13 protein-coding genes and 4 pseudogenes are annotated in these 12,565 nt (G+C 52.0%); 16 read left to right on the top strand and 1 reads right to left on the bottom strand.

What is annotated here, in order from left to right:
• Positions 1-29: 29 nt before the first annotated feature.
• Positions 30-125 (bottom strand): annotated as a pseudogene (locus F3I20_RS24570) (Rpn/YhgA-type helix-turn-helix domain-containing protein); the annotation flags it as partial.
• Positions 126-329: 204 nt separating this feature from the next.
• Here F3I20_RS24570 and F3I20_RS24280 point away from each other — a divergent pair.
• The 16 genes and pseudogenes from F3I20_RS24280 to traN form a co-directional block, all read left to right on the top strand.
• Positions 330-395: pseudogene (locus F3I20_RS24280) on the top strand (Rpn/YhgA-type helix-turn-helix domain-containing protein); the annotation flags it as partial.
• Between the two features lie 45 nt (positions 396-440).
• Positions 441-839, top strand: coding sequence for a DUF2913 family protein (locus tag F3I20_RS22295; protein WP_368668637.1), 399 nt, complete (start codon positions 441-443; stop codon positions 837-839).
• Positions 840-2,965: 2,126 nt separating this feature from the next.
• A pseudogene (locus tag F3I20_RS24565) lies at positions 2,966-3,092 on the top strand (hypothetical protein); the annotation flags it as partial.
• Positions 3,080-3,775: a DUF2971 domain-containing protein gene (locus tag F3I20_RS22275; RefSeq protein ID WP_370452885.1), complete on the top strand. Its 696-nt coding sequence runs from the start codon at positions 3,080-3,082 to the stop codon at positions 3,773-3,775. The pseudogene F3I20_RS24565 and the gene F3I20_RS22275, both read left to right, overlap by 13 nt.
• Before the next feature lie 517 nt (positions 3,776-4,292).
• Positions 4,293-4,388 carry a DinQ-like type I toxin DqlB gene (gene dqlB, locus F3I20_RS24390; RefSeq protein ID WP_282440866.1) on the top strand — a complete coding sequence of 32 codons (96 nt, stop codon included), beginning with the start codon at positions 4,293-4,295 and terminating at the stop codon, positions 4,386-4,388.
• Between the two features lie 383 nt (positions 4,389-4,771).
• The gene (locus tag F3I20_RS22270) at positions 4,772-5,638 is read left to right on the top strand and encodes a ParA family protein (RefSeq protein ID WP_150015802.1); all 867 of its coding nucleotides are present in this window, start codon (positions 4,772-4,774) and stop codon (positions 5,636-5,638) included.
• Entirely contained in the window at positions 5,638-6,666 is a 1,029-nt protein-coding gene (locus F3I20_RS22265; RefSeq protein WP_150015801.1) for a ParB/RepB/Spo0J family partition protein, read from the top strand. The genes F3I20_RS22270 and F3I20_RS22265 overlap by 1 nt, the downstream gene beginning before the upstream one ends.
• A gap of 2 nt (positions 6,667-6,668) precedes the next feature.
• Entirely contained in the window at positions 6,669-7,106 is a 438-nt protein-coding gene (locus tag F3I20_RS22260) for a hypothetical protein (RefSeq protein WP_150015805.1), read from the top strand.
• Positions 7,103-7,426, top strand: a complete 324-nt coding sequence (locus tag F3I20_RS24025) for a hypothetical protein (RefSeq protein ID WP_190285993.1) — start codon at positions 7,103-7,105, stop codon at positions 7,424-7,426. Before F3I20_RS22260 ends, F3I20_RS24025 begins: the two co-directional genes overlap by 4 nt.
• Before the next feature lie 348 nt (positions 7,427-7,774).
• On the top strand, positions 7,775-8,452 hold the full coding sequence (locus F3I20_RS22250; protein WP_150015799.1) for a DNA methylase: 678 nt from the start codon (positions 7,775-7,777) through the stop codon (positions 8,450-8,452).
• Complete coding sequence (locus F3I20_RS22245; RefSeq protein ID WP_150015798.1) at positions 8,452-8,673, top strand: YubE family protein; 222 nt, start codon at positions 8,452-8,454, stop codon at positions 8,671-8,673. The genes F3I20_RS22250 and F3I20_RS22245 overlap by 1 nt, the downstream gene beginning before the upstream one ends.
• 56 nt (positions 8,674-8,729) lie before the next feature.
• Positions 8,730-9,146, top strand: a complete 417-nt coding sequence (locus F3I20_RS22240) for a DUF1380 family protein (RefSeq protein WP_150015797.1) — start codon at positions 8,730-8,732, stop codon at positions 9,144-9,146.
• 404 nt (positions 9,147-9,550) lie between these two features.
• Complete coding sequence (locus F3I20_RS22235) at positions 9,551-10,057, top strand: antirestriction protein ArdA (protein WP_150015796.1); 507 nt, start codon at positions 9,551-9,553, stop codon at positions 10,055-10,057.
• 136 nt (positions 10,058-10,193) lie between these two features.
• Complete coding sequence (locus F3I20_RS24380; RefSeq protein WP_255471560.1) at positions 10,194-10,325, top strand: hypothetical protein; 132 nt, start codon at positions 10,194-10,196, stop codon at positions 10,323-10,325.
• A gap of 86 nt (positions 10,326-10,411) precedes the next feature.
• Positions 10,412-10,696: pseudogene (gene trbC / locus F3I20_RS22225) on the top strand (type-F conjugative transfer system pilin assembly protein TrbC); the annotation flags it as partial.
• Positions 10,693-12,537 carry a type-F conjugative transfer system mating-pair stabilization protein TraN gene (gene traN / locus F3I20_RS22220; RefSeq protein ID WP_150038325.1) on the top strand — a complete coding sequence of 615 codons (1,845 nt, stop codon included), beginning with the start codon at positions 10,693-10,695 and terminating at the stop codon, positions 12,535-12,537. The pseudogene trbC and the gene traN, both read left to right, overlap by 4 nt.
• Positions 12,538-12,565: the final 28 nt, after the last annotated feature.

Raw genomic sequence — 12,565 nt, 5'->3', positions numbered from 1 at the left:
CTGGGCGGCTGCCGGGGCCGCTGAATAAGTCAGTGGCGGATGTGGGCCAGGTCGTCTTCGGTCAGGCCGGTCATTTTCATGACGGTATTACGGTCCATGCCGTTCTGCAGCATGGTGCGGGCAATTTATTGAACGGGCATTACACCTTTCATAGTAGCAATGAAATCATGGACCTGAATGCACTGGTTGTAGGGCTGAAACTGGGGTAACGGAATAAGTATCCTCCGGCATAGCCGGAGGTTTTTCAAATGCACCTGTAAGGCTCTGTTACCAGCCGCGCCCTAACAGGCGCATCGCAATCTGACATTTGCATCTATGGATTACTTACCGACCGCAATACCGTCATGAAAATGACAGGTCTGTCTGAAGACGACCTGGCGCAGATCCGCCACTAATCCGTTGCGTCGAGGGACAGGGCAGCCATGGACTGAAAAAAACTCATCCGTTTCCCCGGAAAACACCACCTCAGCGCTCAGCCATCTGGCGTTCTGCGCCCTGGCAGCGCTGGGGCTGGCGCGCCCTGTGCCGAAAACCTGTTCCTGATCCGCTGGCTGGCCGCCGCCCAAAAGCAAAAACGCTTCCCCGGGAGCGTCGCAATTGACCTCCAGTGGTTACTCGAACATGGTCGCAAACACGGCCCGGCCGGCAAACTGCGCCAGCATCTTGACTCCCTCTTTCGCCCCTGCAGCGGCAACCTGGCCGCTCAGTCCGACCTGTTCCGACTCACCTGCGCCTCCAAAACCCTGAAAGACCAGGGCTGGGACAGTAGCGCCCTTACAGGGCGAGCGTCACCGCTTCACGGTTCCGATGGTATTATTGATTGCACCATGAACAGGTAGGACCGCAGGCGGGAGACCATGCCGCACTGCCTATGTGTTGCCACGCGACTGCGCCCTATGTCACTGTCATGCATAACAATAAGTGCTGAGTCAGGCCGTCAGAAGCTGACACCACCCCCAGTACGCCCGCGGTGTCGCTGTAGCCCTTTCCGGCCGTCTGCTGCACCACCGACACGTCCAGGGTCAGGTTCTTCGTCGGCTGCCCCTCAATCCTGGCCTCCTCGCCCGAGGTTACGTACGCCCGTGAGGTGGTTCTCTGCCCCGTTCATGCGCACCCCGGTCTCACCGGTCTGATAAATCCAGTTCACCTCCGCGAACGGCACGAACTCGCGCGCCGTGCCCGTGCCCGTGTCCTTCTTGCTCCTGCCGCGCAGGAAGATGCGCCCATGTCGGGTTGGGCGCAGCGGCGCCCTTTTTACGGGGGGCATCAACATGAGGCATGAAAACCGGGAGCGGCTGCTGGCGGCCAGCGCACAGCAGGTAAACCTGACGGCGGAGCTGGCCGTGGGGCGTGAGGTCGGCCATGAGGAGGGAAAGGGAAATGGCAGACGTTGTGGAAAAGGCGATGAAGGTGATAGCCCTGACGGAAGAGCTGGAAATCCACCACATGCGCAGCCGGCTGGCGGGACCGGGACGGAAGACGTGCGAGGTCTGCGGGGGAGGTGATACCGGCGGGCGCGAGTGCCGTCGGCGGTGACCTGCGTGACCTGCCAGGAAATCCGGGAGTTCCGCCGGAAGACGGGTATACCCAATTGTTACAACCTGACGCGCCCGGCGGGCTTGTCCAACCCCTCGCCTGTTCAGAAACGAATTCTGAACAGACTCACGGTTTGCACTTTGGGTCAACAAATTTAAATACGATCACCAGAACTATTTCCTGGACACTTTTTCCGATAGTGCCTGAATGTCCAGGTGGAAAAGCACTTTTTGCACATTCTTAGTGCAAGGCTGAAAGCTATAGGGGGATGCTTCGATCGGTCTAGATAGGATTACCTGAGTGTCCAATGTGGCGAAGGATTAATGAGAATAGGTAGTTGGTATATTGAGCTTGAGTCCAATCTCCTTTATGAGAACGTAGGTATTTTCCTTGCTGTTGCCAGCAAGTATTGAGGTGATCTCATTCAGATTTTGCGCTGCCCCAAGGACTTCAGATTTTGATGGTACAAACTTTATAACCACATAGTCTCTTTTGAGGCTGCTAGGCAAGGCCGAATACTTCGCCATTAACTGAGACGCAGCGTCTTTCAAATCGTGGATGGTTTCATGATTGGCTCTAAAATTTGTTATCGTTGCTTGTTCACGTAATAAAAGCGCTGTAATCCTCCCTAATTATTCCCGGAATGATATATAAGGCTCAATGAATCTTTTTGCGATGAGCTGACCAACAACAAAAACGGTTACACCGGTGAGAACGGTTACGGCAGCAGACGAACTCATAATTGTACCTAGAGACTGAATCATGGTGGTATACCCTATCTGGAGGGTAACTGCCTATCTACTGGACAGAATGACCTGTATGTCCAAGTGCATGCGGATTTATACTAGCGACCATGATCGCCACAGGAAGAATGGGGTAGCAAATGGCGACTGAGTGGGTAAATGTAGCTGATAACGCCGTTGAAATTGGGCTTGGATCAGCGCTAACAATATTAGGTAGGTATCTGACGCTCAAATTATCACAGCGGCACGAGTTAAGGAAAGAAGCCTTAATTCAGCGACGTAAAGATTTCGACGTTAAAACTGAGCGCTACGTAGATTTTTTATCCAGTTCACGAATGATGATGTAGAAATATATGCTCACCGATTTCAGGCCAGATGGAGATGATTACATGGAGCTTACAAGGCGCCACGAAACGTTATCCCATAAGTGCTTCACCTGCTAGAAATTTGTTAGCTGCGTTTTATTCTGGGCAGAATTACCTGAGCGTCTAGGCTGACGCGGGGATTACGTATCAGAGAGTATTTTCCAGCAGTTCTGCGACCGCACCGGCGCATCGATGCCGGGTTATGCCAGCAGCATTGCCGCTGGCCGCGCAGCTGCTGCGGACGAAATGCCAGCACGGTAAAGGCTGAACACGGTATAATCCCGGCCAGAACATTGTTATTGAGCAGAGCGGATACTCAGCATGAAACTGTACCATTATACTGATCTCAATGGACTGAAAGGCATTATCGAAAATGGCTCACTGTGGGCGACTAATCTTTATTTTCTTAATGACAGTCAGGAATTGCTTCACGGCATGGAATGTATCCGAAAGGCAATCCCATTTATCACAGACAGCCTTCCGCGGGATTACGTAAATTACATTGTCGAGTCAATGAATAAGTATGATCTGAGACAGTCAAAGAATGCTTATAACATTTCCTTTTGCCTTGAGCCTGAATTGCTGAGCCAGTGGAGAGGTTATGCCAGTTCGCAAGGAGTGTGCCTCCAGTTTGAGAGCGACGATCTGCTACAGTCTCTTAATTTCGATGATTGCGAGTATGTTTCGAACAGGGTGATATATTGTGAGAAGGGAGAAACCATACAGGCTAAAGAACAAATAATTAACTTCTTTAATAGTCTGAAGCAGGTGGAGAATGAAGAATACCGGATGCTTTTGGAACCTCTTCATGCTGCAAAATTTGCCAGTACGGTAACACCCTTCTTTAAAAATGACCGGTTCATGGAAGAAAAAGAGTTCAGGTTTGTTCTGTATCCCATAAAGGGTGTCCATGAAATTAATTTCCGCGTCGGGAAAAATGGGCTGATACCCTATATTGAAATTAAAGCCCATCAGGGAGATAAGTACCGGGGGAGAATGCCGATAGAAAAAGTAATCATCGGTCCTAGTTCTAATTCCGAGTTCATGCAGAACGGAATCAGAATGCTACTGGATCAGTACAGATACAGGAATACTGAAGTGGAATTATCACAGACTCCATATCGCGGGTAGTTGCGCAGAAACACCTGAACGTCCAGGCTGACGCGGGGATTACGTATCAGAGAGTATTTGCCAGCAGTTCTGCGACCGCACTGGCGCATCGATGCCGGGTTATGCCAGCAACATTGCCGCTGGCCGCGCAGCTGGAGCACACCATTTGCCAGCACAATATGGGCGTAAAAAAACCGACTGGTGAGGTCGGTTTTTTTACTTCGGCCTGAGCAGGAACCCTGACCGGTTGAGAACATCATCATCTAACGCTTCAATAATATTACCTTTGGGGTAATTTCTCAAGTATGGGGTAGAAGTCAAAGATACACGCTGTATAATCATCGAGTTAGCGCTGTGATATTTTTGCTCCGGAATCGCGCATGAACGATTTTAAAGCCCTGATCAGTAGTACAGGTGGTGCTGTTAACTGGTGCTCTGGCCGGAGTGAGAACATCATCATCTAACAATGAGATATGCTTCGTGACAGGCAATATAAGAGTAAGCGGAGTCTCTCTCGCTCCATTTTATGGAGAAACGGATGATTAACCTGTTAATCATCGTTCTGCGGGCTGTAGTCGCGTGTGCGAATGCGCTGATTGCAGTTCTGGAACTGATCCGCGAACTTATCGACTGATAAGACCGGAAACGTAACTAAGGGCGAAGGGTTAACCACTCTTCGCCCTTTAATATTTATGGGCAGAATTACCTGAATGTCCAACCCATTGCGGCGCAAAATCAAATATGATCACCAGAAATACTCAATATGTGGTTTCGCATGCGAAATCTATTGCGTATCATTATTGATACCCAATGGTTTTTCTGTATACTACTTGTGTCGTCCCGAAAGCACGACAATCAACGCAGAGGCAGATAGCTGCTTCTGCATCTGGCGAAACGCCTGACTCATAGGAGTGTGTATGAAATACTGCAATCATCTCATTAGATTACTGAAATGCTCTCTCAAGTCGTGCCGCCCCTTCTCAAACATTTCGCATGCGAAATCTTAAGGACAGATCCATGACCCTGAAAATTGGACCCATCGGAAAACTCATCGTTGTATGCAGCCAGAAGGGCGGAATCGTTAAATCGCAGTCATCCAGTGAAATTGCACATGACCTTCGTAGTGCTGGCTTTCGTGTGCTTGAAATTGATATGGACTGGACAACTGGTCTGACGGAGAGAGCTTTCCCCGATGACTTACCTTATGAGATAGAACGAGAACCTTTAAGTAACAGTTTTACCCCCGGCGAGGCGAATACATATCAGCTTTTCTTTCCAGAAACAGAGATTCGACCGATTGAACTTCCTGGCGGGCGTTTCTTTATCGGTGCAACCAGTGAGCTTAATGAAATTAACTACCGCAACAGCGACTGCATGTTCGACTTCAGGGATCGTATTGAAGAACTGAAGAAACAGTTTGATTTTATTATTGCTGATTCAGCGCCATCATATTCAAATGTTATGATCGCAGCGCATATGTCAGCTGATTACCTTCTTATTCCTACCCTGCTGGAGAAGCAGGCCCGTAATGCAGTTGGTAAACAACTTACTTATATGCAGAAAATTAAGCGGAACTATAATCCTTCGTTGCAATTCATGGGGACTTATGTAACTCAGACGCAGGTGAAAAATTATAAAAAACCGCTTAAAGAAGGATATCTGGGGCCTATTGATACACTGAATCTAAATCTCCTCATCGAGATTCTTCAAGGTAAAGGCTATTCCGAAGAATACATTCTCGCCTATATATCATTTGTACCTGCTGCTGCAAAAGAAGCGATTGAACTTGGTCTCTCCTTTGATGAATATGACCCTAAGTGTCTTCCTGCAATTCAGTATAAGGAACTTACTCAAAAAATTATTATGCTCGCAGGAGGCAAGTAATGGCCAAGAAACCTTTTATGAAGCGACTCCAGGCGCAGCAGGAAATGAAAAAAAATGCTGCCGTTGTTTCTGATATTGAACAGGTCATTGCAAATAAACAGCCAGATGAGCAGAGCCATGATAAAGCTGCGCACCAGATTATGGCGGATATTGCCCGCCCGGATATCGAACCTGATGGACAGATAATCCGCGTAGATATAGATCTGGTTTATGCTGAAGAACAAGTGCGACCTGAAGATGACTTCGAGGAAGACATCATCGATGGTATGTCTGATACCTTCGAAACTATAGGGATGCTTACCCCGCCTCGCTGTTATCCTCGCGACAGACGTGGCTACCAGATATGGTTAGGCGAAACGCGTGTTCGTACTGCTCGTAAACGTGGTGATACCCATATTGATATTTATGTTGGTAAACCACCACGGGAAAGAAAAGAACGCATCATCGGCCAGCTCATTGAAAACCTGCAGCAGTCTGGTTTGAAACCATTAGCGACCGCAAAATCGTTCTATGAGCTCAAGCATCAGTTCAATATGACGGGTGAGCAGATCGCCAAAACAATGGGTAAGCCTACCTCATTTGTCAGTAAACACCTTCGTCTCATTGATGCACCGGAAAATGTTACCGCCCTTCTCCGGGATAAAGTCACATCCGATGTCGATTTGGCATACACACTGATACAGGTAAATGAAAAGTCTCCTGAAGAGGCCGAGAAACTTGTCGCAGCTGCGCGGGTGTCTGGTATTTCACGCGCGCAGGTTAAAGCGGTTCTTGATGGAGTGAAGAACAAAAGCAAAGGTGAGATTTCGCATGCGAAATCTAAGGCTCAGAACAAAAAACCAACCAGGCTTTTGGGCAGCAATTCAGATGTAAAAACCTGGCAGGTTGTTGTCGAGATAGACGGTCAGCAAGGGGTAATAATGACTGACCGTGCGCCAGACAAAGATGGGTATGTGTGGGTGAAAATGGAAATTGGTGAGATTTCAGTTGAGGCTTCTGAACTATGCGTCAAAGGGATGCGAGCTTAGTGATGAAATCAACCCCGTTCACCGAAATGGCCACGGCATTCCGTGGCCAAATTGTTCGCTTCTGGGCGCTTCGTTATCCCGGAACGCAATCCGAAGCAGCTGCCGCATTAACAGAAGCGGCTATTAATTTAGGATACGTTACAAGAAGCAGGCCCGTACCCGGCACGGCGTTACTTTCATGGGCCTCTAACCCGGCTGAAACTCCGTTTTGGGCAGCTCAGACAGCGTTAACATTGATGCTCAGCATCGGCTGGAAACCCGAAAGTAACCAGGACTGGTGTGGTATGTCGGCGCTGATATTCAGAGCTAATCGTACACTTCCGCTTGAGCAGTTAGTCGCTTCCTTGCCTGATAGCATAGACAGGCAAACTGCTACCGGATGGTTCGTAGCAGCAATTGAAGAGGATGCCAGCTACCGTTACAACAGGAAATCCACATGACCTTTCAAGAACTTGATGCTTGTATCGCGGGCTCTGGCAGACGTTCTATCGCTTCGGCATTAATCGCTTTTATTCTTGATGCGCTTGATGACGGACAGGATGGAGTTGATCTTGATACCTTCCAGAGCCACACGCGCTTCGTTCGTAATAACGTAACCACTGTAGCCAGTTACCTGCAGTTTCATGGAATTATCCATATACATTATTACCGTGATGGTGCTACAGAACGTCAGTATGAGTCCGTAAATAATTACGGGCGATGGGCAAAGCAGCACTATCGTCCTTCTGAGGCTCTTATACAGCTGCATCGACGTGATTAAATCAAAAGATTTCGCATGCGAAATCCATGTATTCTTCAGTCCGGAACATAGGCTGTATTTCAGGTTCCTCCCATCATGTGACCACCGTGCCGCTACTATAGCCGGGCCGCTTCGAATGCAAGGGTTCGCTCTGCCGGTGTCCTCACCCGGTCGCAGTTAATATCAAAGGCATTACCCGCTGTCTTCCCGTCGTTTTCCGTCTCAATTTTCGCCGTCAAACCGTCCAGCCAGCGTCTGCTTTTTCACTGCGCTGCGGCCTGCGGCACCGCCCTTGCATTCTCCGCTTTGCGCCCGGCTTTCGTATCGGCACGGCGCATAGGGTGCCGCATTTGAGAAAGGAGAAATACCATGTCCCGATTTATTTTGGGTGACTGCGTCCGGATAATGTCCGGCTTTCCGGATAATGCTGTCGATTTCATTCTGACCGACCCGCCATATCTGGTAGGTTTTCGCGACCGTTCCGGGCACACGATTGCCGGCGACCGCACCGATGAATGGCTGCAACCCTCCTGCCATGAGATGTACCGTGTACTGAAAAAAGACGCGCTCATGGTAAGTTTCTACGGCTGGAACCGCGTTGATCGCTTTATGGCCGCCTGGAAAAATGCGGGATTCAGAGTTGTCGGCCACCTGGTGTTCGCCAAAACCTACACCTCTAAATCTGCCTATGTGGACTACCGCCACGAATGCGCCTATATCCTGGCGAAAGGCCGTCCGGCACTGCCTCAGAATCCATTACCGGACGTCCTGAGCTGGAAATACAGCGGCAACCGGCACCACCCGACCGAAAAGCCCGTAACCAGCCTGCAACCACTCATTGAGTCCTTCACACATCCCGGCGCGATAGTCATGGACCCCTTTGCCGGCAGTGGCTCCACGGGCGTGGCTGCGCTTCAGGCTGACCGTCGCTACATCGGTATCGAACTGCGGGAACAGTACCACCGGGCCGGGCAGCAGCGTCTGGCCGCCGTCCTGCGCGCCATGCAGTACCCGGCCGCTAACGACGACCTGCCGGAGGCCGCGTAATGAATTATCAGGGACATGAACAACTGCGTGACGACCTGGCAGTGCTATCCAACACCATGAGCGACCTGCGCCTGCATATCCGGACGCTGGAAGTAAAGTATCACGACGGATGCCCCGCGCTGGTTGATGCGCTGGCCGCTGATTTCCTCCGCAATCTCAACGAGCAGTATCTCGCCGTTTACATGCGTGTACTGGCGTTCAGCGACTGTTTTCACGACTGATTGCGACCGGGCGGTGTTCCGCCCGGTCTTCTGAACCGAATGTAAGGAGATTAACCATGTACGGAAACCGTAAAGCGCTTTGTGATGAACTGACGCGGATGTTTACCCCGGATGAACCTCTGTCACTGCTGGTCTGGACGGAAGAGGGGATTCACACCGCGTGTCGGGAGCTGCACCCGACAGATGAAGAGATTTCGGCTCTGCTGGAAATTATCGGCAGCAACACGATGAATGTTTATCGCCGGAAAGGCGTCACGGATGCGTCGGTTTGCGATCTGCTGACCCGCCACCGTGAAGCGGTTACCCGGCAGGTGATGGTTCCGGCGCAGGTGCTTTCACGCCTGGTGCGTAACGCAGAATGTGAGCTGAACCGCCAGGAGGGGCTGGCGTGGGAGACCGGCAGACCGACCCCCGCGCGTGTCTGTCAGGGCATGGCGGACCTGGAAATGCTGAAAGCGCTGCTGGCAGCGTGAGATGAGGCCGGAGGGTTAACCTCCGGCTTTTTTCTTATAAGGATGTCGCGCTGCCGCTCCGCTTTTCATGCTCACCCTCCACGCTGTTCCGGCTTCGCAGTGAGTAACGCGCCGTGCGGCCTGCGGCAAACGCCGTGCCTCTACTATAGCCGGGCCGCGGCTGATGCAAGGGAAGCGTAAACGCCGTCACCTTCACCCGGTCGCAGTTTATTTCAAAGGCATTATCCGCCGTCTTCCCGTCGTTTTCCGGCTCATTTTTCGCCGTCAAACCGTCCAGCCTGCTCCTGCTTTTTTACTGCGCTGCGGCTTCGGTGACGCCCTTGCATCCTCCGCTTTTCGCCCGGCTGTCGTGTCGGCACGGCGTAAGCCGGAACTCAGACGACATCAATCACGGAGGAATTTTTATGAGCACTACGACCACCACGCCTGCTGTCTACGTGGGCACTTATCACAAGTACAACTGCGGCAGCATTTTCGGCAAATGGTTTGACCTGACGGAGTTTGACGGCAGGGAGGATTTTTACGAGGCCTGTCAGGCGCTGCATGCCGATGAATGGGATGCCGAATTTATGTTCCAGGACTGGGAAGGCATTCCGTCACGGTTTGTCTCTGAAAGCGCCATAGACTGGGATTTTATCGCCGCTTACAAATGCGCCGAAGAAGAGGGCAGGGAAGCCGCTTTTATCGCCTGGGCGGAGTATACCGGCGAATGTGACTATGACGCGTTTGATGATGCATACCGCGGCGAGGCGGAAAGCGAGGAAGACTATGCGCGGGAGATGGTGGAGGACAACGGCCTGTTAAATGAGGTGCCGGAGCCGTTGCGCAGCTATTTCGATTTTGAAGCCTGGGCGCGTGACCTGTTCAGCAGCGGTTATGTATTCCATGACGGCCACGTCTTCAGCAACTGATTTTCCCCGGCAGGCGGTTTAGCCGCCTGTCAGCCCGCGCGCTAAACCCTGGCAGGCTCTGCCTGCCGGCGAAGTTCGCCGCGCCTGCGGCGCCGCGCATCTCCGCCAGTGCCTGATGCTCCTGTGGTGCCAGGGTATGAATATTAGTGTGCTGCAGCGGGTCGGCGATATTTCTGTTCTGGCGATAATGCCTGCGTTGCTGTTGCTGTTGCTGTTGCTGTTGCTGCTGCCAATAGTGGCCATACCGGTGGCGTACTGGCTGATATAGCTGTTCTTTCGGTTTTTCTTCCAGTTGTGTCTGCCTGTGGGCGACTTCCCTGGCGGGAACCGGCGCTGTCGTAAACGGAGCCGGTAATCCCCGCCACCCTGCGGGGCATGGTCAACAACGACATGAAAACGACGGCAACCGCCGTGATGGCGCTTGTTCAGGACGGCTCAGCCAGCGGCGTTGCCATCGATCCGACCCGCTTTCGCGAGTACGGGATCGCCAGCGTGCCGTCCCTGGTGGTGTACTGCGAGGCGGGCCACGACGTGATTCGCGGCAATATTCATCTGAAGCAGGCGCTGGAAAAGGTGGTGGAGAAGGGCGAGTGCAGGGATGAAGCGCACCAGTTGCTTAATAAAGGAGAGGCCAGATGAGAAGAGCAATACTGATGCCGGTGGTGGCTATCGCCACCACGATGGCGGGCGTGAATGCATTTGCTGATGCTGACGCGCAGTACAGGGCGGGGGCTGATTTTGCCCGTCAGGTACAGGGGCAGGGTGAGAGCAGCCTGAAAAACTTTAACCCCTCAGCGTCTATTCCCAACTATACCGCCTCACCCGGTGAGAAGAAGTACTATGGCGGCGTGACGGCGACCGGTGATGGTGCGCTGAAAGCGGACGGTACCACTGGCTGGACTACTAATGAGGCCACAAAGGCCGTCACCGACTCGTTTGTTAACAACCCGAAGGAGCCCATTTCACCCGACGCGCCGTTTATTAAGGCCAGCCAGGATGTCCAGTCCCGCGCCGATACCCTCATCGGCAAAACGGGGCAGACGCAGTGCGAAGCGCAGAACATCAGCCGCAGCGAGTTCACCAACTATACCTGCGAGCGCGACCTGCTGGTTGAGCAGGCCTGTACCAGGACAGCCAGTATCACAGGTGACTGGAAGGAAACCACTGAGACTAAAACCTACACCATCACTTCATTTAATTTTAGTCGATCCGGCAAGCAAATCGTCTTCAGTTTTACCTCTCCTGAGGCGGGTATGGTGAACAGTGCCAGCCTGAATGTCACCACACAAAATTATCTCTGGAATTCCCGCGCTAATTTTATGAATACCATATTCAATCTTGGCTGGAATGCCACTATTGGCCTCACAGGAGCAACGGGGTTGACTCTGACTAAAGGTCAAACCGTACAGGGTAGTAGCTGCAGCGGAAACGGCAGTTGTACGGGGACGGTCGACAATATTATTTATAACGATATGGCCAGCGGAAAAACGCGTTTTACTCTGACTCTGATCATGCAGGTTAAAAGCCGGGTCTGGATACCCAGAGTGGAATGGGGTGAATCCTGTCCGTTTAGCAAAAGCGAAGGTACGCTCAAGAAAACAGAGTGTATTGATCCGGGCAGTACTAAGACTGTCGTGGTTGAGGGCAAGCCCTACCAGGTTACCCAGGCATGCTGGAAGTACAAAGACACATATATGACCCAGGCTGCTGACAATGGCACCTGCAAAACCTACATGAACAATCCGGCCTGTACGCTTGCCTCACGCACCTGCGCCTTCACGGCAGAAGACGGCAGCGGCTGCCTGCATGAATACGCGACGTACTCCTGTGAAACACGTACTTCCGGTCAGGTGATGATATGCGGCGGCGACACCTTCTGTCTTGATGGTGACTGTGCGCGGGCGCAGAACGGTAAAAATAACGATTTTGCACCTGTCGTTTCGGCACTCGCCGCGCTGGCCGCTGCGGGCAAGGACGTGGCCGCCATTAACAGCGTTAACGTGCGCGCCTTTACCGGCAGCGCGAAGTTCTGCAAGAAGTTTGCGGCAGGCTTCAGCAACTGCTGTAAAGACGGCGGCTGGGGCCAGGACGTCGGGCTTGCCAGGTGCAGCAGCGAGGAGAAAGCGCTGGGCAAGGCCAAAGAGAATAAGCTCACGGTCAGTATCGGTGAGTTCTGTTCAAAAAAAGTGCTCGGCGTCTGTCTCGAGAAGAAGCGCAGCTACTGTCAGTTTGACTCAAAGCTTGCCCAGATTGTGCAGCAGCAGGGACGTAACGGTCAGCTTCACGTCGGCTTTGGCAAGGCCAGCAGCCCGGACTGTCGCGGCATCACCCAGACTGAGCTGCAGCAAATTAATTTTGAAGCGCTCGACTTCTCAAACTTTTTCGACGATCTGCAAAAGAACAAGAAAATCCCGGATAACGACACCCTGACGAAGCGCGTCCGCGAGGAAATCGCCGCACAGCTGAAGAACAAAAAGTAAGCCACTCATCACCCACTCAGGACACTCC

Origin of the sequence: Candidatus Pantoea gossypiicola, assembly GCF_008632075.1 — a bacterium.
GTDB classification, from domain to species: domain Bacteria; phylum Pseudomonadota; class Gammaproteobacteria; order Enterobacterales; family Enterobacteriaceae; genus Pantoea; species Pantoea gossypiicola.
This window is presented reverse-complemented; position numbering and strand designations above follow the sequence as displayed.

Excerpts from the sequence above, each read along its gene's own strand:
- F3I20_RS22275 (WP_370452885.1), top strand. The coding sequence starts at position 3,080 with ATGGAATGTATCCGAAAGGCAATCCCATTTATCACAGACAGCCTTCCG.
- dqlB (WP_282440866.1), top strand. The coding sequence starts at position 4,293 with ATGATTAACCTGTTAATCATCGTTCTGCGGGCTGTAGTCGCGTGTGCG.
- F3I20_RS22270 (WP_150015802.1), top strand. The coding sequence starts at position 4,772 with ATGACCCTGAAAATTGGACCCATCGGAAAACTCATCGTTGTATGCAGC.
- F3I20_RS22265 (WP_150015801.1), top strand. The coding sequence starts at position 5,638 with ATGGCCAAGAAACCTTTTATGAAGCGACTCCAGGCGCAGCAGGAAATG.
- F3I20_RS22260 (WP_150015805.1), top strand. The coding sequence starts at position 6,669 with ATGAAATCAACCCCGTTCACCGAAATGGCCACGGCATTCCGTGGCCAA.
- F3I20_RS24025 (WP_190285993.1), top strand. The coding sequence starts at position 7,103 with ATGACCTTTCAAGAACTTGATGCTTGTATCGCGGGCTCTGGCAGACGT.
- F3I20_RS22250 (WP_150015799.1), top strand. The coding sequence starts at position 7,775 with ATGTCCCGATTTATTTTGGGTGACTGCGTCCGGATAATGTCCGGCTTT.
- F3I20_RS22245 (WP_150015798.1), top strand. The coding sequence starts at position 8,452 with ATGAATTATCAGGGACATGAACAACTGCGTGACGACCTGGCAGTGCTA.
- F3I20_RS22240 (WP_150015797.1), top strand. The coding sequence starts at position 8,730 with ATGTACGGAAACCGTAAAGCGCTTTGTGATGAACTGACGCGGATGTTT.
- F3I20_RS22235 (WP_150015796.1), top strand. The coding sequence starts at position 9,551 with ATGAGCACTACGACCACCACGCCTGCTGTCTACGTGGGCACTTATCAC.
- F3I20_RS24380 (WP_255471560.1), top strand. The coding sequence starts at position 10,194 with ATGAATATTAGTGTGCTGCAGCGGGTCGGCGATATTTCTGTTCTGGCG.
- traN (WP_150038325.1), top strand. The coding sequence starts at position 10,693 with ATGAGAAGAGCAATACTGATGCCGGTGGTGGCTATCGCCACCACGATG.